This window comes from Stutzerimonas marianensis (assembly GCF_022810315.1).
In the GTDB taxonomy this organism is placed as follows: domain Bacteria; phylum Pseudomonadota; class Gammaproteobacteria; order Pseudomonadales; family Pseudomonadaceae; genus Stutzerimonas; species Stutzerimonas marianensis.
Map to the genome: position 1 here is coordinate 261,139 of NZ_JALGRD010000005.1, position 26,285 is coordinate 287,423.

The 26,285-nt window shown below is 61.1% G+C and carries 25 protein-coding genes and 2 tRNA genes; 17 read left to right on the forward strand and 10 right to left on the reverse strand.

What is annotated here, in order from left to right; genetic code table 11:
* The first annotated feature begins 5 nt into the window (after positions 1-5).
* Complete coding sequence (locus MST27_RS10955) at positions 6-404, forward strand: DUF4149 domain-containing protein (RefSeq protein WP_243605973.1); 399 nt, start codon at positions 6-8, stop codon at positions 402-404.
* Positions 405-411: 7 nt separating this feature from the next.
* Here the strand turns inward: MST27_RS10955 and yhbY are convergent, their stop codons facing one another.
* Positions 412-723: a ribosome assembly RNA-binding protein YhbY gene (gene yhbY, locus MST27_RS10960; protein ID WP_243605974.1), complete on the reverse strand. Its 312-nt coding sequence runs from the start codon at positions 721-723 to the stop codon at positions 412-414.
* A gap of 83 nt (positions 724-806) precedes the next feature.
* On the opposite strand from yhbY, the gene rlmE reads away from it, so the two are divergent.
* The 16 genes from rlmE (at position 807) to MST27_RS11040 (ending at position 16,641) form a co-directional block, all read left to right on the forward strand.
* Positions 807-1,442, forward strand: coding sequence for a 23S rRNA (uridine(2552)-2'-O)-methyltransferase RlmE (rlmE, locus tag MST27_RS10965; protein ID WP_243605975.1), 636 nt, complete (start codon positions 807-809; stop codon positions 1,440-1,442).
* Between the two features lie 196 nt (positions 1,443-1,638).
* Positions 1,639-3,549 (forward strand): ATP-dependent zinc metalloprotease FtsH, encoded by a 1,911-nt coding sequence (gene ftsH / locus MST27_RS10970; protein WP_243605976.1) that lies wholly within the window; start codon positions 1,639-1,641, stop codon positions 3,547-3,549.
* Between the two features lie 15 nt (positions 3,550-3,564).
* Positions 3,565-4,416 (forward strand): dihydropteroate synthase, encoded by an 852-nt coding sequence (folP, locus tag MST27_RS10975; protein WP_243605977.1) that lies wholly within the window; start codon positions 3,565-3,567, stop codon positions 4,414-4,416.
* Positions 4,417-4,426: 10 nt separating this feature from the next.
* A complete protein-coding gene (glmM, locus tag MST27_RS10980) occupies positions 4,427-5,764 on the forward strand; it encodes a phosphoglucosamine mutase (protein ID WP_243605978.1) in 1,338 nt (445 codons plus the stop codon).
* A gap of 66 nt (positions 5,765-5,830) precedes the next feature.
* A complete protein-coding gene (gene tpiA, locus MST27_RS10985) occupies positions 5,831-6,586 on the forward strand; it encodes a triose-phosphate isomerase (RefSeq protein ID WP_243605979.1) in 756 nt (251 codons plus the stop codon).
* Between the two features lie 4 nt (positions 6,587-6,590).
* On the forward strand, positions 6,591-6,974 hold the full coding sequence (gene secG / locus MST27_RS10990; RefSeq protein ID WP_243605980.1) for a preprotein translocase subunit SecG: 384 nt from the start codon (positions 6,591-6,593) through the stop codon (positions 6,972-6,974).
* 8 nt (positions 6,975-6,982) lie between these two features.
* Positions 6,983-7,068: transfer RNA gene (locus MST27_RS10995), tRNA-Leu, on the forward strand.
* A 93-nt stretch (positions 7,069-7,161) separates the two neighbouring features.
* Positions 7,162-7,238, forward strand: a tRNA-Met gene (locus MST27_RS11000).
* 128 nt (positions 7,239-7,366) lie between these two features.
* The gene (rimP, locus tag MST27_RS11005) at positions 7,367-7,825 is read left to right on the forward strand and encodes a ribosome maturation factor RimP (RefSeq protein WP_243605981.1); all 459 of its coding nucleotides are present in this window, start codon (positions 7,367-7,369) and stop codon (positions 7,823-7,825) included.
* Between the two features lie 46 nt (positions 7,826-7,871).
* Positions 7,872-9,353, forward strand: coding sequence for a transcription termination factor NusA (gene nusA / locus MST27_RS11010; RefSeq protein WP_243605982.1), 1,482 nt, complete (start codon positions 7,872-7,874; stop codon positions 9,351-9,353).
* A gap of 29 nt (positions 9,354-9,382) precedes the next feature.
* Entirely contained in the window at positions 9,383-11,887 is a 2,505-nt protein-coding gene (gene infB / locus MST27_RS11015; protein ID WP_243605983.1) for a translation initiation factor IF-2, read from the forward strand.
* Between the two features lie 113 nt (positions 11,888-12,000).
* The gene (rbfA, locus tag MST27_RS11020; protein WP_243605984.1) at positions 12,001-12,390 is read left to right on the forward strand and encodes a 30S ribosome-binding factor RbfA; all 390 of its coding nucleotides are present in this window, start codon (positions 12,001-12,003) and stop codon (positions 12,388-12,390) included.
* Positions 12,391-13,308 carry a tRNA pseudouridine(55) synthase TruB gene (gene truB / locus MST27_RS11025; RefSeq protein ID WP_243605985.1) on the forward strand — a complete coding sequence of 306 codons (918 nt, stop codon included), beginning with the start codon at positions 12,391-12,393 and terminating at the stop codon, positions 13,306-13,308.
* 115 nt (positions 13,309-13,423) lie between these two features.
* Complete coding sequence (gene rpsO, locus MST27_RS11030; RefSeq protein ID WP_243605986.1) at positions 13,424-13,693, forward strand: 30S ribosomal protein S15; 270 nt, start codon at positions 13,424-13,426, stop codon at positions 13,691-13,693.
* Between the two features lie 166 nt (positions 13,694-13,859).
* On the forward strand, positions 13,860-15,965 hold the full coding sequence (gene pnp / locus MST27_RS11035) for a polyribonucleotide nucleotidyltransferase (RefSeq protein ID WP_243605987.1): 2,106 nt from the start codon (positions 13,860-13,862) through the stop codon (positions 15,963-15,965).
* Positions 15,966-16,266: 301 nt separating this feature from the next.
* Positions 16,267-16,641: a BON domain-containing protein gene (locus MST27_RS11040; protein ID WP_243605988.1), complete on the forward strand. Its 375-nt coding sequence runs from the start codon at positions 16,267-16,269 to the stop codon at positions 16,639-16,641.
* Positions 16,642-16,694: 53 nt separating this feature from the next.
* Here MST27_RS11040 and MST27_RS11045 read toward each other — a convergent pair whose 3' ends face one another.
* The 9 genes from MST27_RS11045 to folK form a co-directional block, all read right to left on the reverse strand.
* Complete coding sequence (locus tag MST27_RS11045) at positions 16,695-17,003, reverse strand: DUF2845 domain-containing protein (RefSeq protein ID WP_243605989.1); 309 nt, start codon at positions 17,001-17,003, stop codon at positions 16,695-16,697.
* 11 nt (positions 17,004-17,014) lie between these two features.
* Positions 17,015-17,314 (reverse strand): DUF2845 domain-containing protein, encoded by a 300-nt coding sequence (locus MST27_RS11050; RefSeq protein ID WP_243605990.1) that lies wholly within the window; start codon positions 17,312-17,314, stop codon positions 17,015-17,017.
* Between the two features lies 1 nt (position 17,315).
* Positions 17,316-20,210, reverse strand: a complete 2,895-nt coding sequence (locus tag MST27_RS11055) for a DUF748 domain-containing protein (RefSeq protein ID WP_243605991.1) — start codon at positions 20,208-20,210, stop codon at positions 17,316-17,318.
* 273 nt (positions 20,211-20,483) lie between these two features.
* On the reverse strand, positions 20,484-21,359 hold the full coding sequence (locus tag MST27_RS11060) for an oxygenase MpaB family protein (RefSeq protein ID WP_243605992.1): 876 nt from the start codon (positions 21,357-21,359) through the stop codon (positions 20,484-20,486).
* A gap of 132 nt (positions 21,360-21,491) precedes the next feature.
* A complete protein-coding gene (gene pgi / locus MST27_RS11065) occupies positions 21,492-23,156 on the reverse strand; it encodes a glucose-6-phosphate isomerase (protein ID WP_243605993.1) in 1,665 nt (554 codons plus the stop codon).
* Between the two features lie 327 nt (positions 23,157-23,483).
* Complete coding sequence (gene panD, locus MST27_RS11070) at positions 23,484-23,864, reverse strand: aspartate 1-decarboxylase (RefSeq protein ID WP_243605994.1); 381 nt, start codon at positions 23,862-23,864, stop codon at positions 23,484-23,486.
* A gap of 100 nt (positions 23,865-23,964) precedes the next feature.
* Complete coding sequence (panC, locus tag MST27_RS11075) at positions 23,965-24,828, reverse strand: pantoate--beta-alanine ligase (protein ID WP_243605995.1); 864 nt, start codon at positions 24,826-24,828, stop codon at positions 23,965-23,967.
* On the reverse strand, positions 24,825-25,625 hold the full coding sequence (gene panB / locus MST27_RS11080; protein WP_243605996.1) for a 3-methyl-2-oxobutanoate hydroxymethyltransferase: 801 nt from the start codon (positions 25,623-25,625) through the stop codon (positions 24,825-24,827). The genes panC and panB overlap by 4 nt, the downstream gene beginning before the upstream one ends.
* 165 nt (positions 25,626-25,790) lie before the next feature.
* The gene (folK, locus tag MST27_RS11085; RefSeq protein WP_243605997.1) at positions 25,791-26,285 is read right to left on the reverse strand and encodes a 2-amino-4-hydroxy-6-hydroxymethyldihydropteridine diphosphokinase; all 495 of its coding nucleotides are present in this window, start codon (positions 26,283-26,285) and stop codon (positions 25,791-25,793) included.

Genomic DNA, 26,285 nt, shown 5'->3' on the forward strand with positions numbered 1-26,285 from the left:
AACCGATGCGCGCTGGCGTGATCAGTTGGCAGCTGGCCCAGACGTTCTGGGTCGGAGGCCTCTGGCTGCTGCAGTTCGTGGTGCTTCCCGCACTGGGCAAGTTCGGTCTTGCGCCGCTGCTGATCGACGAGATCGGCGCCAGCCTGCGCCCGCTACTGGTTGGGTTTGCCGCGTTCTGCGTGCTGCTCCAGGCATTGGTGCTGGTGCAGGCTCGCGGCTTGGCGAGCCTGCTGCAGGATGTCCGGGGGCAGTTGTTGGTCGCGGCACTCCTGCTGGCGGCCAGTTTTTTCGCCGTGCGCGCGGGTGTGTTCGAGTCCGCCTATTGGCTGGTATTCAGCTATCTGGTGATGGGCTTGTGTGGGCTGTTGCTGGTGCTGCAGCCCGCTCCGGGACGGGAGCGGTAAGGCGAGGTCAGGCCTGGTAGCGATGGATGTTGGAGAGCTGCTTGTTGACCTTCGGATTCTTGCGGTATACCAGCGCCATCTTTCCGATCGACTGGACGAGCTCACAGCCGCTGAGTCGGCAGAGCTCCTCGATCGCTGCGTGCCGGTCTTCGCGCTCACTGAGTCGCAACTGCACCTTGATCAGCTCGTGATCGTTCAATGCGCGTTCCAGTTCGGCCTGCACACCTTCAGTCAATCCGTTCTCGGCAACGATCAGAACCGGCTTCAGGTGATGGCCGATGGATTTGTACTGTTTCTTCTGCTCGTTTGTGAGCGGCATAATTCGACCCTTGCGTCAGAACCCTTGAAAAACGGCGGCTAGTGTAACCGACACGTCCTGAGCCGCACAGATGAGGTAACAGCTTGGCACGCTCCAAGACCAGTCAGCGTTGGCTGAAAGAACACTTCGACGATCCGTACGTGAAAATGGCGCAACGGGACGGTTATCGCTCGCGTGCGAGCTATAAATTGCTCGAAATCCAGGAAAAGGATCGTCTGTTGCGGCCCGGCATGACCGTGGTCGATCTCGGGGCCGCGCCGGGTGGCTGGTCTCAGGTCGCCAGTCGGGTGATCGGAGACCGGGGGCGATTGATCGCATCCGATATCCTGCCGATGGACAGCATCGCCGACGTCACCTTCGTACTCGGCGATTTCACCGAAGACGCGGTGTTCGAGCAGATACTCGAGGCGGTGGGCGATTCGCAGGTAGACCTTGTGATCTCCGATATGGCCCCCAATATGAGTGGTGTGAAGGTCGCTGATCAGGCGCGTGCGATGTTTTTGTGCGAGCTGGCCCTGGATCTGGCGATGAAGGTCCTGGCCCCGGGCGGCGATTTCCTGATCAAGATTTTCCAGGGTGAGGGCTTCGATGCATACCTCAAGGAGGTTCGTCAGAACTTCGACAAGGTTCAGATGCGCAAGCCTCTGTCGTCACGTGACCGCTCGCGGGAGCAGTATCTTCTCGCTCGTGGCTACCGTGGGCAGGCCGGCGGGGCGTAATGGCAGTGGCCGTGGTGTCAGAAATAGCAGGGCGGGCAACACCGCCGCGATTTTTACGGCTAGCATGTTTCATATGGGGTTACAGACCAGGCTGCCCGCCCCGCAGCGTTGTGTAGTAATTTAGGCGAGCGAACCATAGGCCGTCCTGCAGGTTCTCAACAGCGGGCCCGCTCCAGAGGGTAGTGAATTGAACGACATGGCAAAAAACCTGATTCTTTGGTTGATCATCGCCGCTGTCCTCGTGACGGTGATGAACAACTTTTCCAGCCCGACAGAGCCCCAGACGCTCAATTATTCCGATTTCATCGAACAGGTGAAGGAAGGTCGGGTCGAGCGTGTCACTGTCGACGGCTTCGTCATAACCGGCAAGCGCAGCGACGGGGAAACCTTCAAGACGATTCGTCCCGCGATCCAGGACAACGGCCTTATCGGTGACCTGATCAACAACAACGTGGTGATCGAAGGCAAACAGCCCGAGCAGCAAAGCATCTGGACGCAGCTGCTAGTGGCCAGCTTCCCGATCCTGGTGATCATCGCGGTGTTCATGTTCTTCATGCGCCAGATGCAGGGTGGCGCTGGTGGCAAGGGCGGGCCGATGAGCTTCGGCAAGAGCAAGGCCCGGCTCCTTTCGGAAGATCAGGTCAAGACCACCTTTGCTGACGTCGCAGGCTGTGACGAGGCGAAGGAGGAGGTCACCGAGCTGGTCGAGTTCCTGCGTGATCCCGGCAAGTTCCAGCGCCTGGGTGGTCGCATCCCGCGTGGTGTGCTGATGGTCGGCTCCCCGGGTACGGGTAAGACGCTGCTGGCCAAGGCGGTTGCTGGCGAGGCCAAGGTACCGTTCTTCACCATTTCCGGTTCGGATTTCGTCGAGATGTTCGTGGGTGTCGGTGCCAGCCGCGTCCGTGACATGTTCGAGCAGGCGAAGAAGCATGCCCCGTGCATCATCTTCATCGACGAGATCGACGCGGTAGGTCGGCATCGTGGTGCCGGGCTGGGAGGCGGTCACGACGAGCGCGAGCAGACCCTCAACCAGCTTCTGGTCGAGATGGATGGTTTCGAGATGAACGATGGCATCATCGTGATCGCCGCGACCAACCGTCCTGACGTGCTGGACCCTGCGCTGTTGCGGCCTGGCCGTTTCGATCGCCAGGTCGTCGTCGGGCTTCCGGACATTCGTGGTCGCGAACAGATCCTCAAGGTTCACATGCGCAAGGTGCCGCTGGGCGACAGCGTCGAGCCGGCCCTGATCGCCCGTGGCACGCCCGGTTTCTCTGGTGCGGACCTGGCCAACCTGGTGAACGAGGCCTCGCTCTTCGCCGCCCGCGCTGGTAAGCGTCTCGTCGAGATGAAGGAATTCGAGCTGGCCAAGGACAAGATCATGATGGGCGCCGAGCGCAAGTCCATGGTCATGTCCGAGAAGGAACGCCTCAACACTGCCTACCATGAGGCCGGACATGCGATTGTCGGTCGCGTGGTGCCCGAGCATGATCCGGTCTACAAGGTATCGATCATTCCTCGCGGCCGCGCACTCGGCGTCACCATGTTCCTTCCCGAGGAGGACCGTTACAGCCTGTCGAAGCGTGCGCTCATCAGCCAGATCTGCTCGCTGTTTGGCGGTCGAATCGCTGAGGAGATGACGCTCGGCTTTGACGGTGTAACGACAGGTGCATCGAACGACATCATGCGCGCTACCCAGTTGGCGCGAAACATGGTGACCAAGTGGGGGCTGTCCGAGAAGCTCGGTCCGTTGATGTACGCCGAGGAAGAGGGTGAGGTTTTCCTCGGCCGTAGCGCCGGTAGCCAGCACGCCAATGTCTCTGGTGACACGGCGAAGCTGATCGATCTCGAGGTGCGCAGCATTATCGATCACTGCTACGGTACGGCCAAGCAAATCTTGGCTGACAACCGTGACAAGCTCGATCTGATGGCCGAGACCTTGATGAAGTATGAAACCATCGATTCCGATCAGATCGATGACATCATGGCGGGTCGCACGCCTCGAGAGCCTCGTGACTGGCAGGGAGGGGCAGGCCCGACTGGAACATCTGTCCAGCCTGAACCGGGTCGGCCTCAAACGCCGATCGGTGGCCCTGCTGGCGAGCATTGATCGAGTCTCCATTCAATGACTGATGTGTTACACCCGGCCCGGCTGTCCTGTGGCAGCCGGGTTCTTGATTTATCGCGCCCACACGTCATGGGCATTCTCAACGTGACACCGGACTCCTTCTCCGACGGTGGGCAGCATGCCAACCTTGATGCGGCGCTGCGTCATGCGCAGGCTATGGTGGCGGCGGGGGCGACTCTGATCGACGTCGGCGGCGAGTCGACTCGGCCGGGCGCGCGCGTGGTGTCGCCGCTCGAGGAGCTGGAGCGCGTGGCACCGGTCGTTGAAGCGATCGCACGTGAGCTCGACGTCGTCATTTCGGTTGATACATCCACGCCGGCCGTCATGCGTGAAGCGGCGCGCCTGGGGGCTGGCATGATCAACGATGTTCGCTCCCTCGCGCGCGATGGCGCCTTGGACGCCGCCTCCGACAGTGGCCTGCCGGTGTGCCTGATGCACATGCGGGGCGAGCCGGCAGACATGCAGAATGCCCCTCGCTACGAGGACGTCACGGCCGAGGTTCGGTCATTCCTTGAAGCGCGCATGCAGGCCTGTGCTAGCGTGGGGATCGGGGCGGAGCGAATCGTGCTGGACCCCGGTTTCGGGTTCGCCAAGACCGTTGCGCACAATCTGAGTTTGTTCAAGCGGATGGAATCATTGCACGCCCTGGGGCGGCCGTTGCTCGTTGGTGTTTCACGCAAGAGCATGATTGGTAACGTCCTTGGGCGGGATGTAAATGATCGGTTGTACGGCAGCCTGGCATTAGCCGCGCTTGCGGTCGACAAAGGCGCGAGGATCCTGCGGGTGCACGACGTGGCCCAGACCGTGGATGTGGTAAGAATGATCGCTGCCGTCGAGGCGGCAGAATAGGAAGTTCATGATGAGCAGAAAATATTTTGGAACCGACGGCATTCGCGGGCACGTCGGGCAATTCCCGATCACGCCGGATTTCATGCTTAAGCTCGGCTGGGCGGCGGGTATGGCGTTTCGCAAACAAGGCAAATGCCGCATCCTGATCGGAAAGGACACGCGCATTTCAGGCTACATGTTCGAGTCTGCTTTGCAGGCTGGGCTTTCAGCCGCGGGCGCCGACGTCTTGCTTCTCGGCCCCATGCCGACACCTGCAGTGGCGTATCTCACCAGGACCTTTCATGCCGATGCGGGGATCGTGATCAGCGCATCCCACAATCCGCACCATGACAATGGCATCAAGTTCTTTTCGGGTCGTGGCACCAAGCTCCCCGATGAGGTCGAGCTGATGATCGAGGAGTTGCTCGATACGCCAATGACAGTCGTGGATTCGGTCCAACTGGGCAAAGCGTCGCGCATTAACGACGCTGCCGGCCGCTATATCGAGTTCTGCAAGAGCAGCGTGCCGACCAGTACTGATTTTGCGGGTCTGAAGGTCGTGCTTGATTGCGCGCACGGCGCGACCTACAAGGTTGCGCCCAGCGTGTTTCGAGAGCTCGGTGCCGACGTTGTGGTGACCGCGGCGCAGCCGGATGGCCTGAACATCAATGCTGACGTTGGGTCGACCCATGTCGGGCTGTTGCAGAAGGCTGTCGTCGAGCATGGAGCTGATCTCGGCATCGCGTTTGACGGGGATGGCGATCGCGTGATGATGGTCGACCATACCGGCGCGCAGGTGGACGGTGACGAGCTGCTGTACATCATCGCTTCGGATCTGCAGGACAGGGGGCGCCTCGAAGGGGGCGTCGTCGGCACCCTGATGAGTAACCTGGGGCTCGAGCTGGCATTGAAAGAGCGTGAGATACCCTTCGTTAGGGCCAAGGTCGGGGATCGTTACGTCATGGCCGAGATGCTCGAGCGGCAATGGGTGTTGGGTGGCGAGAACTCCGGTCATATCGTCTGTGCGCAACATGTGACGACGGGCGACGCGATTATTGCTGCGTTGCAGGTGCTATTGGCGTTGCGTCATCGAAATCAGAGCCTTGCGCAGGTTCGGCTGGCGCTCAAGAAGTGCCCTCAAGTCTTGATCAATGTGCGTTTTGCTGGCGATAAGGATCCGATTTCCGATCCTCAGGTACAGACCGTTTGCGACAGCGTTACAGAGCGTATGGCAGGACGGGGTCGGGTGTTGCTGCGCAAGTCAGGGACCGAACCGCTGGTGCGGGTGATGGTCGAGGGGGACGACGAAAAGCAGGTGCGCGGTTATGCCGAAGAACTGGCTGATGTTGTAAAGCAAGCATGTGCGTGATTCACGCTTGCCAGACGGAATTTCGTTGAGTACCATCTGCGCCCACTTTGACCGACGAGGTAAATCATGCGTCGCCCCCTGGTAGCTGGTAACTGGAAGATGAACGGTACCCGCGCCAGCGTCGCTGACCTGATTGCCTCGTTGTGTGAGCAAGATATTCCTGAGTCAGTCGAAGTGGTCGTGTTTCCCTCCTGTGTGCATGTGACGCAGGTAGTCGAAGGATTGAGTAATCGATCCATCGCTGTCGGTGCGCAAGATTGTGCAGGTCAGGTGGGGTACGGCGCATTGACTGGCGAGGATTCGCCATCGCAATTGGCAGACGCAGGTTGCGAATGGGTGCTGGTCGGTCATTCCGAGCGGCGTCTGGTTCTTGGTGAAGATGACGAGCAAGTGGCTCGCAAGTTCGCCGCGGCCCTCGAGTGTGGGTTGACCCCGGTGTTGTGCCTGGGTGAAACGCTTGAAGAGCGGGAATCGGGTAGGACGCTGGATGTTGTTGGTCGACAGCTGGGCAAGGTCCTTGAGGTCGCTGGCATTCAGGGGTTTGGTCAGGCTGTCGTGGCCTATGAGCCGGTCTGGGCGATTGGCTCCGGATTGACGGCAACGCCGGATCAGGCTCAGGAAGTGCATGCGGCGATCCGTGCGCAGCTGGCCGGTGAAGATCGCGACATTGCAGCCGGTATTCGGTTGCTCTACGGCGGTAGTGTCAAAGCTGAAAACGCCGCCGAATTGTTCGGGATGGCGGATATTGATGGGGGGCTCATTGGTGGCGCCTCATTGAACGCGAATGAATTCGGTTCGATTGTTCGGGCCGCAGGGAACTGATCAGATGTTGCAGACTGTTGTGATTGTGGTGCATCTGCTGGTTGCCATTGGTGTGGTTGCGTTGGTGTTGCTGCAGCAAGGCAAGGGTGCGGACGCAGGTGCATCCTTCGGTTCGGGTGCTTCGGCAACCGTATTTGGAAGCCAAGGTTCTGCTACCTTTCTTAGTCGAATTACTGCTATACTAGCTGGCGTTTTTTTTCTGACCAGTCTGGGGCTTGGCTTCTTCGCTGCTCAGCAAGCGGGTCGTTTGTCTCAGGAAGGTCTGCCTGATCCTGCGGTTCTTGAGGTTCCGGCACCTAATGCAGAAGAGGGCGACGTTCCTGTCCTCGAGTCTGCCCCTCCTACCGCTCCTGCAGGTGAAGTGCCGGAGGTAGAGGAAGGGAAGTAAGGGTTTTTGCCGAGGTGGTGGAATTGGTAGACACGCTACCTTGAGGTGGTAGTGGCCATAGGCTGTAGGGGTTCGAGTCCCCTCCTCGGTACCAAACAAGCAAGCCCGCAAATGCGGGCTTTCTTGTTTTCAGTGTTATTGGTTGACCTTTGGCCGAATGCAATCATATAATTCGTGCCCAGTTTGACGCGGGGTGGAGCAGTCTGGTAGCTCGTCGGGCTCATAACCCGAAGGTCGTTGGTTCAAATCCAGCCCCCGCAACCAGTAATGAGAAGCCCCTATCGAGGGGCTTTTTATTGTTCCGAGCCAGGTCGCCGGCATTTCTACAGGCGATCATCAGGGATGGGCGTTTCGCCCATTTTTCATTTTTACGGCATGCACGAGGGACTTCGATGTCGAGCAAGCTAGAACAGTTGCAGGCCTTGTTGGCCCCGGTGGTCGAGGCGCTCGATTATCAGTGTTGGGGTATCGAGTTCATCTCACAGGGCCGTCATTCATTGTTGCGTGTGTACATCGATCATCCCGAAGGCATACAGGTGGATGACTGTGAAAAGGTCAGTCGTCAACTGAGCGGCATACTCGACGTCGAAGACCCTATCACGACGGATTACACCCTTGAGGTTTCGTCGCCGGGCATGGACAGGCCGCTGTTCACGCTGGAGCAGTACGCGGCGCACGTGGGTGACCAGGTCAAGATCAAGCTGCGTTCGCCCTTTGAGGGGCGGCGTAATTTTCAGGGCCTGCTCCGCGGGGTCGAGGAGCAGGACGTGGTGGTGCTGGTGGATGATCACGAGTACCTCTTGCCTGTCGACATGATCGACAAGGCCAACATCATTCCCCGATTCGATTGAGCGCGGATCCGCGGACCCCAATGGATTGCGAAAGGCGAGGCGTACGATGAGCAAAGAAGTACTGCTGGTTGTGGAGTCGGTCTCCAACGAAAAAGGCGTACCGGCTGGTGTGATTTTCGAAGCGTTGGAGCTGGCGTTGGCCACTGCAACCAAGAAGCGGTTCGAAGATGAAGTAGATCTGCGTGTCGAGATCAATCGGCACAACGGAAGTTACGAAACGTTCCGTCGCTGGACGGTGGTTGAGGAAGAAGATTTCGACGATCCGGCTCATCAGCTTACCGTCGACATGGAGCAGGCTCGTGCGGCCAATGCCAAGGTTGGCGACGTGCTCGAAGAGAAGATCGAGTCGATCGAGTTCGGCCGCATTGCTGCGCAGACCGCCAAGCAGGTCATCGTGCAGAAGGTGCGCGAAGCCGAGCGTGCGCAGGTCGTGGAGGCCTACCGTGACCGTTTGGGCGAAATCATCTCCGGCACGGTAAAGAAAGTGACGCGCGACAGCGTGATCGTCGACCTTGGCAACAATGCCGAGGCGCTTCTCGCCCGCGAAGACATCATTTCGCGTGAAACCTTTCGGGTGGGCGCACGGGTTCGTGCCCTGCTGAAGGAGATCCGTACCGAGAATCGTGGGCCGCAGCTGATTCTGTCGCGCACGGCGCCGCAGATGCTGATCGAATTGTTCCGCATCGAGGTGCCGGAAATCGCCGAGGGTCTGATCGAGGTGATGGGCGCTTCGCGTGACCCGGGTTCGCGGGCAAAGATCGCGGTCCGCTCCAAGGACAAGCGTATTGATCCGCAGGGTGCATGCATCGGTATGCGTGGCTCGCGAGTACAGGCCGTTTCCGGCGAAATTGGTGGGGAGCGCGTCGATATCGTCCTTTGGGATGAAAACCCGGCGCAATTCGTCATCAATGCGATGGCGCCTGCCGAAGTGGCCGCGATCATCGTGGATGAAGATGCTCATGCGATGGATATCGCCGTTGGCGAGGACAACCTGGCGCAGGCGATCGGCCGTGGTGGTCAGAACGTTCGTTTGGCGAGCCAGCTGACAGGCTGGACGCTGAATGTGATGACCGAAGCGGACATCCAGACGAAGCAGCAGGAAGAAACCGGCGACATTCTGCGCAGCTTCATCGAAGAGCTCGACGTGGATGAGGAGCTCGCGCAGGTACTGGTAGAGGAAGGCTTCACCTCTCTGGAGGAGGTGGCCTATGTCCCGATGGAGGAAATGCTCGGCATCGAAGGTTTCGACGAGGACATCGTCAATGAATTGCGGACCCGCGCCAAGGACCGCCTGCTGACCAAGGCGATCGCGACGGAGGAGAAACTGGCAGACGCCCAACCGGCCGATGATCTACTCGAGCTGGATGGCATGAACAAGGAACTGGCGGTCGAGTTGGCAATGCGGGGCGTCATTACCCGCGAAGACCTGGCCGAGCAGTCGATCGACGACCTGCTCGACATAGACGGCATCAATGAAGAACGTGCCGGCAAGCTGATCATGGCCGCCCGAGCCCATTGGTTCGAGTAAGTATTTCAGCGGCCTGAGGAGAGAGATGCATGACGCAAGTCACGGTGAAAGAACTGGCCCAGGTGGTCGACACACCGGTCGAGCGCCTGCTGCAGCAGATGCGTGAGGCAGGACTGTCGCACACCAGCGCCGAGCAAGTAGTGACCGATAACGAGAAACAAGCCCTGTTGGCGCACCTCAAGAGCAGCCACGGTGCCAAGGTGGACGAGCCGCGCAAGATCACCTTGCAGCGCAAGACCACGACCAAGTTGAAAGTCGGCGGTAGCAAGACCATCAGTGTTGAAGTGCGCAAGAAGAAAACCTTCGTCAAGCGCAGCCCTGATGAAATCGAAGCCGAGAAGCAGCGCGAACTCGAAGAGCAGCGCGCAGCCGAAGAGGCAGCGCGTCAAAAAGCGGCTGAGGAAGCACGTCTGCTCGCCGAGGAAGAAGCCAAGCGTGAAGCCGAACGACGCGCCAAGGAAGAAACAGTGGTCGCCGCGACGCCTGAGCCCGTTGCGCAAGAGCCCGCCACGCCAGTGGTCGAGCCTGTTGCGCCTGCCGCGCCGGTCGAAGAACGCAAGAAGGAAGAACCGCGCCGGAGCGAGAAGTCGCGAAGCGATGATGATGAGCGCCGGGACCGCAAGCAGGCCCAGCATCGTCCTTCTCTCAAGAGCAAGGCGCCGCTGTCGCGCTCCGTGCGTAGCGGTGAAGATGACGCCGACGGCTTCCGCCGTGGCGGCCGCGGCAAGTCCAAGCTGAAGAAGCGCAATGCCCATGGTTTCCAGAGCCCGACCGGCCCGATCGTGCGCGAAGTCGCTATCGGCGAGACCATTACGGTGGCCGACCTGTCGCAGCAGATGGCCATCAAGGCTGCCGAAGTCATTAAATTCATGTTCAAGATGGGCAGTCCAGTCACCATCAACCAGGTGCTCGACCAGGAAACCGCGCAGCTCATCGCAGAAGAGTTCGGCCACAAGGTCAAGCTCGTCAGCGACAACGCGCTGGAAGAGCAGTTGGCAGAGATGCTGAAGTTCGAAGGTGAGGCCATCACCCGTGCACCAGTGGTGACGGTGATGGGTCACGTCGACCACGGTAAGACCTCGCTGCTCGACTACATTCGTCGTGCCAAGGTAGCCGCGGGCGAAGCGGGCGGTATTACCCAGCATATCGGTGCCTATCACGTCGAAACCGAGCGCGGCATGGTCACCTTCCTGGATACGCCCGGTCACGCGGCGTTCACCGCCATGCGGGCACGCGGTGCTCAGGCAACGGACATCGTGATTCTGGTGGTTGCGGCCGATGACGGTGTCATGCCCCAGACCATCGAGGCGATCCAGCATGCCAAGGCTGCGGGTGTGCCTCTGGTGGTGGCGGTGAACAAGATCGACAAGCCCGGTGCCGATCTCGATCGGATCCGAAGCGAGCTGTCGGTTCACGAGGTGACGTCCGAGGAATGGGGCGGCGATACTCCGTTCGTGTCGGTTTCCGCCAAGATGGGTACCGGTGTCGACGAATTGCTCGAAGCCGTATTGCTTCAGGCCGAAATTCTCGAACTGACCGCGACGCCATCGGCGCCTGGTCGTGGGGTGGTCGTCGAGTCCCGTCTGGACAAGGGCCGTGGTCCTGTCGCCACCGTGCTGGTGCAGGACGGGACGCTGCGCCAGGGCGACATGGCACTGGTGGGCTCCAACTATGGACGCATCCGCGCGATGCTCGACGAGAACGGCAAGCCGATCAAGGAAGCCGGTCCGTCGATTCCGGTCGAAATTCTCGGTCTGGACGGCACGCCTGACGCGGGCGACGAATTGACCGTGCTGGCTGATGAGAAGAAGGCCCGCGAGGTCGCGTTGTTCCGGCAAGGCAAGTTCCGTGAGGTCAAACTGGCCCGCGCGCACGCCGGCAAGTTGGAAAACATCTTCGAAAACATGGGGCAGGAAGAGAAGAAGACGCTCAATATCGTCCTCAAGGCTGACGTTCGGGGTTCGCTGGAAGCGCTCCAGGGATCGCTCAGCAACCTGGGCAACGACGAGGTGCAGGTTCGAGTGATCGGTGGCGGTGTCGGTGGTATTACCGAGAGCGACGCCAACCTCGCGCTGGCGTCCAATGCCGTGCTGTTCGGCTTCAACGTGCGGGCCGATGCGGGTGCGCGCAAGATCGTCGAGCAGGAAGGTCTGGATCTGCGTTACTACAACGTGATCTACGACATCATCGAAGACGTCAAGAAGGCACTTACCGGCATGCTTGGCAGTGATGTCCGGGAAAATATCCTGGGTGTCGCCGAGGTCCGTGACGTGTTCCGCTCGCCGAAATTCGGCGCGGTCGCTGGCTGTATGGTTCTCGAGGGCATGGTGCATCGCAATCGCCCCATCCGCGTGCTTCGCGACGATGTGGTCATCTTCGAAGGCGAACTGGAGTCGTTGCGGCGCTTCAAGGACGACGTCGCGGAGGTCCGTGCCGGGATGGAGTGCGGTATTGCGGTTAAGAGCTACAACGACGTGAAGGCTGGCGACAAGATCGAGGTGTTCGAGAAAGTCGAAGTCGCGCGTTCGCTCTAAACAGCAGCTGCGCAAACAGGCGGCAAGCTTCGAGGGGCAACCCTGGTCGCTTGCCGTTTGCCTTTGCAGCGCATTGATTTTCATTCCTGCAGCTTGCTGCTTGAGGCAGATTTATGGCCAAAGAATTCAGCCGGACCCAACGTATCGGCGATCAGATGCAGCGTGAACTGGCGCTGCTGATTCAACGCGAGGTCAAGGACCCGCGTTTGGGCTTGGTAACCATCACTGGCGTTGAGGTCAGTCGGGACCTGTCCCATGCCAAGATATTCATCACTGTCATGGGGCAGGATGACGACGAGGAAGCGGTCAAGAGCAACCTGCGTATCCTGAGTGACACGGCGGGGTTCTTGCGCATGCAGCTCGGCAAGGCCATGAAGCTGCGCACCGTTCCGCAATTGCATTTCCATTACGACGCCAGCGTACGGCGCGGTGTCGAGCTGGCGTCGCTGATCGAGCGCGCCGTCGCTGAAGACCGTTTGCATGGCGACAAGGGAGACGAGTGAGTGGCGCAGGTCAAGCGGGTTCGTCGCTCCGTCAGCGGCATCATTCTTCTCGACAAGCCTCGCGGCTTTACCTCCAACGCGGCGCTGCAAAAGGTCCGCTGGTTGCTGAACGCCGAAAAGGCTGGCCACACAGGTAGTCTCGATCCGTTGGCGACCGGTGTCTTGCCGTTGTGCTTCGGCGAGGCGACCAAGTTTTCTCAGTATCTGTTGGATGCGGATAAAGGCTACGAGACCGTCGCTCAGCTCGGTGTGACCACGGCGACCGCCGATGCCGAGGGTGAGGTGCTCGAGCGCAAGCCGGTCCAGGTGAGCGAGTCCTCTATCGAGGCGTTGCTGCCGCGCTTTCGCGGCGAGCAGCAGCAGATACCCCCGATGTATTCCGCGCTCAAGCGCGACGGTCAGCCGCTTTACAAGCTGGCGCGAGCGGGCGAAGTGGTGGAGCGCGAGCCGCGTTCTGTTACTATTGCGCGCCTGGAGCTGCTTTCTCTGGAGGCTGACAAGGCGCGGTTTGCTGTCAGCTGCAGCAAAGGCACCTATATTCGTACCCTGGTCGAAGACATTGGCGGCGAGTTGGGGTGCGGCGCGCATGTCGCGGAGCTTCGCCGGACCCAGGCGGGACCGTTCGACATCTCGCAGACAGTGAGTCTCGAGGCGCTCGAGCAAGCGCACGCCGAGGGCGGCGCGGAGGCGGTTGACGCATTCCTCAAGCCGGTCGACAGTGGGCTTGAACACTGGCCTCTTGTGCAGTTTTCGGAGCACAGCACCTTCTACTGGTTGCACGGACAGCCGGTACGTGCCCCGGAAGCCCCCAAGTTCGGCATGCTCAGGGTGCAGGATCACAATGGTCGCTTCATCGGCATCGGTGAGGTGACTGAAGACGGGCGTGTAGCGCCCCGTCGGTTGATTCGGTCGGAATGACCGATTCGCTCGTCACTCGCGTGGCGGGCGTTGCGAGGGTGGCTGTCGGCAGGCACGGTCACTTCTCTTATCCAACACGGGACATGTCCCGGCCTGTTCAGAAAAGGAGCCCATCATGGCACTTAGCGTTGAAGAAAAAGCCCAGATCGTTAACGAGTACAAGCAGTCCGAAGGCGATACCGGTTCCCCGGAAGTGCAAGTTGCACTGCTGACCGCCAACATCAACAAGCTGCAGGATCACTTCAAGGCCAACGGCAAGGATCACCATTCCCGCCGCGGTCTGATCCGCATGGTCAACCAGCGTCGCAAGCTGCTGGATTACCTGAAGGGTAAGGACACCACTCGTTACAGCACCTTGATCGGTCGTCTGGGTCTGCGTCGCTAAGACGCAGCCGCGCTGGAAGCCGGAAGCTGGAAGCCTGAAGTTGAACGCCGGGATACCCCGTGATCAGCTTCGGTCTTCCAGCTTTCGGCTTTCTTGCAGGTCGTAACGGGCCGATTCCCGTACGTTCTGCCTATTTCCCCAAAGGCAACAAAGAGAAGGAAGAACCGTGAATCCGGTAATCAAGAAATTCCAGTTCGGTCAGTCGACCGTAACCCTCGAGACGGGCCGCATCGCCCGTCAGGCGTCAGGCGCGGTCCTGGTCTCCATCGACGATGACGTTTCCGTGCTGGTGACCGTCGTCGGCGCCAAATCGGCGGACCCGAGCAAGGGGTTCTTCCCGCTGTCGGTCCACTATCAGGAAAAAACCTACGCGGCCGGCAAGATCCCCGGCGGTTTCTTCAAGCGCGAAGCCCGTCCTTCGGAAAAGGAAACGCTGACCTCGCGTCTGATCGATCGCCCGATCCGCCCGCTGTTCCCCGAAGGTTTCCAGAACGAAGTTCAGGTTATCTGTACCGTCGTTTCCACTAGCAAGAAGACTGATCCCGACATCGCCGCGATGATCGGTACCTCGGCGGCGCTGGCCATCTCCGGCATTCCGTTCAACGGCCCGATCGGCGCCGCGCGGGTGGCTTTCCACCCTGAGACCGGCTATCTGCTGAACCCGACATACGAACAGCTCAAGGCCTCCAGCCTGGACATGGTTGTTGCCGGTACCAAGGACGCCGTCCTGATGGTCGAGTCCGAAGCCAAAGAGCTGACCGAAGACCAGATGCTTGGCGCCGTACTCTTTGCCCACGACGAATTCCAGGCGGTCATCCAGGCTGTCAACGAACTGGCCGCCGAAGCGGCGAAGCCGACCTGGGAGTGGGCGCCGAAGGCCGAGAATACCGAGCTGCTCACTGCCATCCGCAACGAGTTCGGCGAAGCCATTTCCCAGGCCTATACCATCATCGTCAAGCAGGATCGTTATGCCCGTCTCGGCGAGCTGCGCGATCAGGTCGTTGCCCGCTTTGCACGTGAAGAAGGCGAGCCCAGCGCCGGCCAAGTCAAGGACGCCTTTGGCGAGATCGAATACCGCACCGTTCGCGAAAACATCGTCAACGGCAAGCCGCGCATCGACGGCCGCGACAACCGCACCGTCCGTCCGCTGAACATCGAAGTTGGCGTACTGCCGAAGACCCACGGTTCGGCATTGTTCACCCGCGGTGAAACCCAGGCACTGGTCGTGGCGACCCTGGGTACTGCGCGCGACGCTCAGCTGCTCGACACCCTTGAAGGCGAGAAGAAGGATGCCTTCATGCTGCATTACAACTTCCCGCCCTATTCGGTCGGTGAGTGCGGGCGCATGGGCGCGACCGGCCGTCGCGAAATCGGCCATGGCCGTTTGGCGCGCCGTGGCGTTGCGGCGATGCTGCCGAATGCGGACGAATTCCCCTACACCATTCGCGTCGTGTCCGAGATTACCGAGTCCAACGGCTCGAGCTCCATGGCCTCGGTGTGCGGTGCATCGCTTGCCCTGATGGACGCGGGCGTGCCGATGAAGGCGCCGGTCGCGGGCATCGCCATGGGACTGGTAAAGGAGGGTGACAAGTTTGCCGTCCTGACCGACATCCTGGGTGACGAGGACCACCTCGGCGACATGGACTTCAAGGTCGCCGGTACCGCCAAGGGCGTCACGGCGCTGCAGATGGACATCAAGATCCAGGGCATCACCGAAGAGATCATGGAGATCGCGCTGGGCCAGGCCCTCGAAGCGCGCCAGAACATTCTCGGCCAGATGAATCAGGTCATCGCCCAGTCCCGTAGCGAGCTGTCGGCGAACGCGCCGACGATGATCGCGATGAAGATCGACCAGGACAAGATTCGCGACGTTATCGGCAAGGGTGGCGCCACCATCCGTAGCATCTGCGAGGAAACCAACGCGTCGATCGATATCGAGGACGATGGCTCGATCAAGATCTTCGGTGAGACCAAAGAAGCGGCCGAAGCAGCCAAGCAGCGCGTGTTGGGCATCACGGCCGAGGCAGAGGTTGGCAAGATCTACGTGGGCAGGGTCGAGCGTATCGTTGACTTCGGTGCCTTCGTGAACATCCTGCCGGGCAAGGACGGCCTTGTGCATATTTCCATGCTGAGCGATCAGCGTGTCGAAAAGGTCACCGATGTGCTCAAGGAAGGCCAGGAAGTGAAAGTACTGGTGCTGGACGTGGATAACCGCGGCCGCATCAAACTCTCCATCAAGGATGTGGCCGCCGCTGAAGCATCGGGTGCCTAAAGCTTCATATACGCTCCGCCGGTAGCGTTGGCGGAGAGAGGCGCTGAGAAAAGCCCGTGCCGTAAGGTGCGGGCTTTTTTTGCCCAGCCAACCACGCAGATATGACCGAGCCTTGCATTCTGCATGCTCAATTCGGGCAGAACATGCATGATGCTAGTGGCGAGGAGCTACTGCTGCTTGTTAACTGATTGAAAATAAAAGGCTTTATTAAGAGCGAAACGTGGCACGAGGGTTGCGATAGTGAGTGTGCATCTGCGGTCGGAGTGAAGCCGCAGCCCATACGAAAAACAGGAGTGCCACTATGAAAACGATCCAGAACCCGCTTACCGCTGCTGCTGTCGCTGCTGTCCTTAGCCTGCCGGTTGCCGGCGCTGCTTTTGCGGACGCTACCCCGGCGTGGGACACCTCTGACAACGTCATGCTGGCCGCTAACGACACCATGGATAAAGCCGCGGACGCCACTTCCGATACCTGGATCACTACCAAGGTGAAGTCGTCCCTGCTGGCCGAGGATGCCACCCCAGGCATGGACATCGAAGTTGAGACGAAGGATGGTGTCGTCTCGCTGTCTGGCACCGTTGCCACCGAAGCTGAGCGCGAGGCGGCCATCGGCAAGGCCAAAGCCATCGAGGGCGTGCGTGAAGTCGCTGCTGATGGCTTGAAAGCGGCCGACTAAGCACCGGCGCGCTGTCGATGAACCCCACCTAGCGTGGGGTTCTTCGTTTTAGCTCAGCGGCCGCGCTGGCTTTCGATGTCGCTCAAGCGATTCCCTTCGAATCGCAAATGGTGGTACATCCCGTTGGTCGGGCCGTAGGTCCATTCTTCGACCTGAACTTCCTGGCGGAAGCCGCGATCGTCGACTGTTTCCTTGAGTCCGGTGATGGCTGCATCGGCTGGCTCACCGCATTTGCTCCGCACCTCGCTGGTGGAGGCCCCCACGCTCACGAGTGAGCTGTTGCAGCGGTAGGTCGATGAGGCCTGGGCGTGCCCAATGAGAAGAAGCAGGCCCGATAGGGCTACTAGGTAGGCAGGTTTCATGTCGTTTCCTTTCAACGCGCTCGGCGCGATTCGATATCTGTCAGGCGATTGCCTTCGAACGTCAGGATCTTGAGTGCCCCGTTACGTGGCCCGTATACCCATTCTTCGATGATCAGCTCTTGCCTACCATAGTCGCCCAAGGTGTAGCCAAGCACATCACGCTGATCAGGCGGGCCACATTTGCGCTCCACCTCGAAAGCGCGGTCGCCGGTATTGACCAGCTGGCTACCGCATCGCAACGTCTCGGCCGAGGCCAGGGGCAGTGCGAGTATGAAGAACCCTGGCAAGGTGTAGCGAGCAGTCCATCTCATTTCATTCGGCTCCCAGATGCAATGCGGTGGGGACCTGCCCGTCTTCTCCGGGCTCGGTGATACCGGTGTCTAGCAGGTAAAGGCGTGCGTCGGCAAGCCCGCCCTGGTCGACCAGATAATCCTTGATCGCACTGGCACGCTCGCGGCTCAAGCGACGCAGCAGCGCCGGGCTGTCCGCGCGACTGGCCAGGATTGCGTCGCGCATACGCTCACTGCGAGCCTGTTCGTCGAGCTCGGCCCACTGTGCCGGAGGCTGCTGTTTCAGGCGGCTGCGATAGATTCCTTCAAGGAGAATCGGCTCGTCGTCTTCGCTCACAGTGAGTTCCGACGGATCGGCCGGAACGGTCTCGCCGCTCCGCTGCCGCATGTTGTATAGCGTTTGCTGATATTCGCGTCGCAGCCACTGTTCGGCCAGATGCGGCCCATCCGCTTGAGGCGAGCCTTGGCCCTCGATTTCCAGGCGCAACACGGGACGTTCCCTCAACGCCTGGGCCAGCGTGTCCAGATTCGCACGGGCCGCCTGGGTCAGCTCGCTACTGCCAGGGGCGAAGGGCACCTTGTCCAGGTCGGCCTGGCGACCTCCTACCAGGCCGCCGAGGAACCTGAAGGGTGCTTTGGCTGCCCGGGTGACCAGGTTCCGTAGTGTTTGCCAGACGATGGGCATGACGTCGAATTCGGGGTTGTTGAGGTTGCCCTGCACCGGCAATTCCAGGGAAATGACGCCTTTGCTGTCTTTCAACAAAGCCACCGCCAGCCGGATCGGCAGGTCTACCGCCTGAGGGCTGTCAACCTTCTCGCCGAGCTGGAGCTGCTGGAGCACAACCTTGTTCTGTGCGTTCAGCTGGCCCTGATTGATCCTGTAGTGCAAATCCAGATCCATGCGGCCTTTACGAATCCGGTAGCCGGCGAACTTGCCGGAATAGGGTGACAACGTGGTCAGCTCGACCTGCCGGAATCGGGTGGCCAGGTCGAGGCTTTGCAACGGGTCGAAGGGGGTCAGGCTGCCTTCGATACTGACCGGCGCATAACGGTCGACCTTGCCGGCCACATTGACTGTGGCCGGTTGCTGCGCACGGTTGTCCAGCGCGCCAATCGAGCCATTGAGCTCTTGCACGGCCGTAATGAACGGCGGTCGCAGGCTCAGGTCGGAAAAGTTGGCGGAGCCGTCGTCGATAGCGATGCCGCCGATACGGATTGCCATCGCCTCTTCGGGCTGGCCAGCGCCCTGTGCGGGCGAGGTTTCGGATGCGCTGCCTGACTTGTCGACCAGAAGGTCGTTGATGTTCGTGGTGAGGTCGGGGTTGATGATGAATCGCGCGTACGGCTGGGTCAGCTCCACTGCGCCGATATCCAGCAGCTTTGGATGCTCGTAGGTCAGCTTGTCGAGGTGCAGTCGCTGCCATTTGAGCAGGTCACGGTTGTTGATGGTGTCGAGCGTGTGCAGTTGGGTAACGTCAACGGCGCCATCGGCACGGAAGGTGAGCGGGTCAATGTCGGCAAGGGTCAGTTCCATCTGGCTCGACAGCAAGCCGCTGCGTAACTCCAGGTGAAGGAAGGGACTGAGGTAGGCCTGAGCGATTCTGAGATCGATGTCCTTGGTCTCGATGGTCAGCTGACCGCTGGCGGGTGACAGGTGCAGTTGTCCTACGGCGCTCAGTGACCCCCGGTTGCCGACGCCGGTGTCCAGGCGGAGATCGAAGGGCTCGTTGCCCTGGCTGTCGAAGTTGGCGACGTCGAGGTCCAGCGGCCCCAGCTCAAGGGTCACCGGTTGCGCCGGCACCTGATCCGTCAGGTGCGCCCGGTAACCACGCAGCTGCGCCGTGCCGACCATGACCTGCCATGGCTGCTCGGGCGCTCCGTCACTCGCAGGTTCGCTGGGCGAGGCATCCTCGCCGGTCTGCTTGGCGAACATCGCGAGCCAGTCGATCTCTCCGTTCTCATGCCGACTGGCCCAGGCTTCCAGCTTGCGGCTGCGCAGGGTGCCGATGGTGACCTTTCGTTCGGCCAGGCTCAGGGTGCTGTCATCGATTTCGAGTGTTTCGAGCCGGATCAGCGGGGCGTCATCCAGCGTGTCGAGTTCGAGAGGGGCCAGTCGCGCCTCCAGTCCGTTCAGTTGCAGCTCGGTCCCCTGCGCCAGGTCGAGCTGGTAATCGGTCGCGGCGCTTAGCCGCCCTTGCTTGAGCTTCAGCGGAACGGCATCCTGCGCATAAGCCCAGACGTCTCTCAACGCCAAATCGCTGATCGACAGGTGCCCGGACGAGCTGATCGGTGCTGAACTGAAACGGCCTTTCCACTCGAGACGTGCCCCGCTGGGGCCGGCGGCGACCAGTGTGGCGTCAGCAGCGGCGTCACTGCGTGTGGCAAAGTTCAGCAGTTCGAAGTCCAGCGAGTCGAGCCGGATGTCCACCTGTTCGTCCGGCCGGGCATCGGCGAAGTGGACGCGGCCTTCCTTGAGGCGAAGCCGGTCGATCACCAGGGCAAAGGGCTCGTCGTCCTCGTCGGTTGGGCTGTCGGACGGTGGGATGTCGAACAGCTGGCTGAGGTTCAGCGTACCGTTCTTGTCGAAGGTCACTTCGGTCTGCAGGCCGCTCAATTCCATATCGGCGATCTGCAGCGTACGGCGCCAGAGGCTGTTCCACATGAGGTCCAGGTAGAGCTGCTCGAAGCCGATCTGCTCCTCGCCCTGGTCGCCAATGCGCAGGTCGAACAGCCGCACTTCGAGGCTAAAGGGGTTGAACTCGATGCGTTGCAGGCGCGCAGGGACCGTCGCGTACTGCACCAGTTGCTGGTTGACGAGGCGCTGCGCAGCGCCTGGCAGAATGAGAAAGCCGAGCAGGCAATAGCAGACTAGTGCTGTCATCGCGCCGACGAGGGCGCGCTTCAGTCCTTTGGGCATGAAGCGGATTTCCAGGCAGTTGACTGGCCTTGGAGTATGTCACGACTGCCGGGTTCCTCCCGCATCGCAGCCCGCAAATACCGAACGCCGACTTGCTGTCCGAGCCGATATAGAAGCGTCACGAAGCGAATCAGTAGGTGCGACAGCGGCCGGATGCGGCTGCTCGAGTCAATCAGGTCGAACGGGCGACGTCCCGTATGCCATGCCGAATGGCGGTGATGCCGTGTGCAGTCGGCCATTTCGGCGCTGGACTGCTGAACCCTGTCGGGCAGGCTAGCGGATAGGCAGACCCATTCGCCGTCTGGCTCGGTGGGCCGAGCCGCTTCGTACGGCCCAACGCAGGACCGGTGCCGTGCGCCTGACACCAAGGCGGATCAGTTGGCGAGTCGCGGCTGACTGGCGCAGGTTCAACATCTCGCTGGCCCAGTCCGGCAGCAGGTCGACACCGGCGCGCAACATGAGCGCTCCAAATGGGCGCATCCACGCGCTAGGTGCGGGCGCGGTGAACAGGACATGCACGATCTCTCGTGAGCGCTCGTCACTGGTCAGCTGCGGGCGGATGTCCTGAAGATAGTCGGCGACGGCCTGGCGTGAGCCGGGTACGTCGCGTGCGCCCAGCGCTTCGGCGATCCGCGCCACCTCGGCGTAGTAGCGATCCTGTTCGGTACCCGGCAGATCCGGGTCGAGATAGCGCAGGTGCGCTTCGAGGAAGCGGCTGACCTCGGCGACATGGACCCAGGTCAGCAGGTCGGGATCATAGGCGGCATATGGGCGGCCATCCTTTGCCTGACCCGTGACCTTCAGATGAATGCTGCGGACGCGCTCGATCAGCCGCTGCGCGTCGGCCTGGCTGCCGAAGGTCGTGCCCGAGATGAACTGCCCGGTCCGACGCAGGCGGCCAAGCAGATCCTCGCGAAAGTTCGAATGATCCCAAACGCCAGCCAGCGCCAGCGGATGGAGTGCCTGCAGCAACAACGCAGAGATGCCACCGACCATCATCGAGGTGAAATCGCCATGCACCCGCCAGCAGACCGCCTCCGGGCCGAACAGGCCGGGGTCGCCCGGCGGGTGCTCGTAATCGACCCCGCCGATGGCCAGGCCCGTCAGGCTCAACACCTGAGACTCGATGTGGCGGCGCAGTGATTCCATGAGCCTGGCTTTGTTGAAAAAAACCGATGGTAACCGATGCGCGGCAGAAGCCGGCACCGACCGGGGCCGGTGCTCGACCTGATAGATGCAGGAAGGGAAGCCGGAGCGCAAGGGCGCATCCGGCCTGTAGGGTCAGCCGCGGTGGCGACCGCGGAAGAAGTCGATCAGGCCCTGGGTCGAGGCGTCTTCGGCCGGCGCCGCATCGAAGCGGGTCATCTGATTGTAGACGGCCTTGCCCAGCTCCTTGCCCAGCTCTACCCCCCACTGGTCGAAGGAGTTGATGCCCCATATCACGCCCTGTACGAACACCTTGTGCTCGTACAGAGCAATCAGCGCACCGAGACGGCCGGGGCTGATGGTCTCCATGACCACGGTATTGCTTGGTCGATTGCCTGGAATCACCTTGTGCGGTGCCAGGCGCTGGACTTCGGCTTCGCTCACGCCTTTTGCGCGCAGCTCGGCCTCGGCTTCCTCACGCGTCTTGCCGAGCATCAGTGCCTGGCTCTGCGACAGGCAATTGGCATAGAGCCATTCATGGTGGTCGGCTACTGGATTGTGGCTGACCACCGGCACGATGAAGTCGGCCGGAATCAGTGGCGTACCCTGGTGCAGCAACTGATGGTAGGCATGCTGGCCGTTGGCACCGACACCGCCCCAGATCACCGGTCCGGTGCTGCAGGACACCGGTGTGCCGTCCTGACGCACGCTCTTGCCGTTGGACTCCATGTCCATCTGCTGCAGGTGCTTGACGAAGTTGCGCAGGTAATGGTCGTACGGCAGGAAGGCGTAGCTCTGTGCGCCCCAGAAGTTGTGGTACCAGATGCCGAGCATCGCCAGCAGCACCGGCATGTTGCTTTCGAACGGCTCGCTGAGGAAGTGCTGGTCCATGCTGTAGGCGCCGGAGAGCAGATCCTTGAAGTTGGACATGCCGATGGCCAGGGCGATGGGCAGGCCGATCGCCGACCACAGCGAGTAGCGCCCGCCGACCCAGTCCCACATGGGAAAGATGTTCTTCTCGCGGATGCCGAAGTCGACGGCCGCCTGCTTGTTGCTGGTCACGGCGATGAAGTGGCGGTAGAGCTTCTCTTCGGTGCCGCCCTTGCCCAGGTACCAGTTGCGGGCCGCCTGGGCGTTCTTCAGCGTCTCGAGGGTGCCGAAGGTCTTGCTGGAGATAATGAATAGCGTGGTTTCGACATTCAGCTTGGCCGTCACCTCGCGGAACTCGCTGCCGTCGATATTGGCGAGGTAGTGCGTGCGCACGCCATGCTGGGTGAAGGGCAGTAGCGCCTCGGAGACCAGTTGTGGGCCAAGGAAGGAGCCGCCGATACCAATGTTCACGACGTCGGTGATGGTCTTGTCGCTGAAGCCGCGCCACAGATTGTTGTGGATGCGGGTGACGATGTCGGTCATCTGGGCCAGGGCCGCATGCACGTCGCGCATCACGTTCTGGCCGTCGACGACCACTGAATCGCCCATGGGCCGGCGTAGCGCGGTATGCAATACCGGACGGTTCTCCGACGCATTGATGCGCTCGCCTTCGAACATTGCGCGTGCCGCCTGCTCGACACCCGCCTCGCGAGCCAGATTGACGAGCAGAGTGCGCGTTTCCGGTGTGATCAGATTCTTGGAGTAGTCGAGAAACAGGCCGCAGCAGGACACCGACAGGTCATCGAAGCGTGTCGGATCGGCCTTGAAGGCTTCGCGCATGCTGAAGTTCTGCATGTTCAGGCGATGTTCTTCCAGGGCTTTCCAGGACGGCAGGCCGGTAGCATCGAGAGGGGTCTGGTAGTAACTCATGGTAGTGCGGCTTCCTTTGCTTGGCGGACTGACTATGGCGCGCATGCGCACAGGCGGCATGGCAACTGGATGCAGTCACCGACAATCGATCGATCTTGCTGGACGCTGGGCGCGTTTTCAGGCAGCAGGCACAAGCCCGCGCGACCAACCGGAACGGCAGTGATGCCACCGAGACTGGTCAGACTGGAAAAACGGCACGGTGTTCCACGGCAGCAGCGTCTGCAGGCACAACGTAGGACCATTGCAGATTTGCCCGGGCGCGGGAAGCCCGTGGGCATAAAAAAGCCCACGATGATTGCATCGTGGGCTTCGTCTTCAACGTGGGGATCAGGCCACCTGCACCGGAATGGCGTTGCTGGTGTGGCTGAGGCTGCCATCAGCGCCCATGTACAGAACATGGGGCTTGAAGTTGGCCAGTTCCGCTTCGCTGTAATGGGCATAGGCACAGATGATCAGGCGATGCCCGACGCCAGCCTTGTGGGCCGCCGCGCCGTTGACGGAAATGATCCTGGAGCCCTCTTCGCCGCGAATAGCGTAAGTGGTGAAGCGCTCGCCGTTGTCAACGTTGTAGATCTGGATCTGCTCGTACTCGCGAATGCCGGCGAGGTCGAGCCAATCACCGTCGATGGCGCAGGAGCCTTCGTAATCCAGCACCGAGTGGGTCACCTGGGCGCGGTGCAGTTTGGCCTTGAGCATGATGGCGTGCATGGCGGGGTCCTCCGGGTGCGCAAGCGGCGCAGAGTGTGCCCGAACCCCGGGGTGCGATCAATACCGGGGCGGGCAGTTGGGTGCCGACAGCTGGCGTGTGTCACCTGGCGCTTGCGGGCAGGTCGACCAGCAGGTTGTCGATCAGTCGGGTCTTGCCGAGAAAGGCGGCCGCCAGGATCACCAGCTCGTGGTGATCGTCACGGGCTGGTTGAAGATCTTGCGCATTGCGGATTTCCAGATAATCCGGGCGCATGCCAGCCGCCATCAGGGCCTCCCTGCCAGCGGCGAGCAGCGCCGGATAGTCGCGTTCGCCCTGGCGAATGGCGTCGGCCAGCTTCACCAACGTGCGGTGCAGGGTCGGGGCGATGGCGCGTTCCTCACTGCTGAGGTAGCCATTGCGTGAAGAGAGCGCCAGGCCATCCTCAGCTCGTACGATCGGTTCGCCGATGATCTGGATCGGCATGTTCAGGTCCCGCACCATGGTGCGGATCACCGCCAGCTGCTGGAAGTCCTTTTCGCCGAACACCGCCAGGTCAGGCAGCACCATGTTGAGCAGCTTCGTGACGACCGTGGATACCCCATCGAAATGCCCCGGCCGGCTCCCGCCGCACAGCCCTTCGGACACACCCGGTACGCGCACGATGGTCTGCAGGTCCTGCCCGTGGGGGTACATCTCCTCGACGCTCGGTGCGAAAAGGAGGTGGCAACCGGCCTCGAAGAGCTTCTCCTGATCGGCGGCCAGGGTGCGTGGGTAGCTGTCCAGGTCCTCGTTGGGGCCGAACTGCAGTGGATTGACGAAGATGCTCGCGACCACGTAGTCGGCGCGCTGGCCAGCCTTCTTCACCAGCGCGACGTGGCCGGCGTGCAGGTTGCCCATGGTGGGTACGAAGCCGATGCGCTTGCCTTCACTACGAGCGCGAGACACGGCAGCGCGTAGATCGGCGACCGTTCTGACCAGGTTCATGCGGAAAATCCATGTTCGGTTGCGGGGAATTCGACGGCCTTTACTGCCTTGACGTAAGCCGCGATGGCCGAGGGGATGTCGCCATGCTCGCGCATGAAGTTCTTCACGAACTTGGGTGCGCGGCCGGTGAGCGAGAGGCCGAGCATGTCATGCAGGACAAGCACTTGTCCGTCGGTGTCGCTGCCGGCACCGATGCCGATCACCGGTACGTTCACAGCTCTTGTAAGCCGTGCAGCCAGTTCGCTGGGCACGCACTCGAGCAACAACATCGCGGCGCCGGCGGCCTCCAGCGCCTTCGCATCCTCGATCATCCGCTGCGCCTCCGCCTCCTGGCGGCCTTGCACCTTGTAGCCGCCGAACAGATTTACCGCCTGCGGAGTGAGGCCCATGTGCGCGCACACCGGAATGCCGCGTTCAGTCAGCAACCGGATCGATTCCGCCAGCCAGGCCGCGCCTTCGACTTTGATCATGTGCGCGCCGGCCTTCATCAGGCGCGCCGAGTTGTCGAGCGTCTGCTCGACCGTGGCGTTGGCCATGAATGGCAGGTCTGCAACGATCATCGCACCGCGGTTGCCGCGTTTGACGCAGGCGGTGTGGTACGCCATGTCCTCGACGGAAACCGGAAGGGTACTGTCGTGCCCCTGCAGCACCATGCCGAGGGAATCACCAATCAGCAGCATTTCGACGCCGGCCTCGCTGGCGGTCTTGGCGAAGGTGGCGTCATAGCAGGTCAGCATGACGATCTTCTCGCCCTTGTGCTTGAGGCCTTGCAGGGTTGTCAGGGTTACGTCTGGCATCAATGCCGTCCTCCTAAAGCCTCTCGGGATCACGGTACAGGCGGTGCAACGGTGAGGCAGGTTGCCCCATTTCGATGCGTGCCGGCAGCGGGCGCTATAGTCCCGGTGGCGACAGGCTAAGTCAATCGGCAGTGTTACCCGCAGGTTACACCTGTTACCAGGCGGTTACAGCGGTGCGTCGAGGCGCTCGAGCCCTGCGAAGGGGCAGCGGGCAAGCAGGTCTGAGAGACGCCGGCCATCGGGGAGGTGCAGGTCGCGCGGTGCGACCTCTGCCAGCGGATAAAGGACGAAGGCCCTGGCGTGCAGATGGTAGTGCGGCACCTTCAGGCGGGGCTCGTCGATCAGCCGATCGCCAAAGAGGAGGATGTCCAGATCCAGGGTGCGCGGGCCCCAGCGCTCGGCCTTGCGCTGGCGGCCCTGGGCGAGCTCTATGGCTTGCAGTGCGTCGAGAAGGGCGAGCGGTGTCAGCGAAGTGTCCAGCGCTGCGACCGCATTGTTGTAACGGGGCTGGTCCTGCGGCCCCATGGGGTCGCTCAGGTAAAGCGATGAAACGCCGACGATGCGGGAGTCGGGCAGTCCGTCAATGGCGTCAAGCGCGCTTCGCAGCTGTTGACGCGGTTCGGCCAGATTACTGCCCAACCCTATATAGACGCGCTCCAT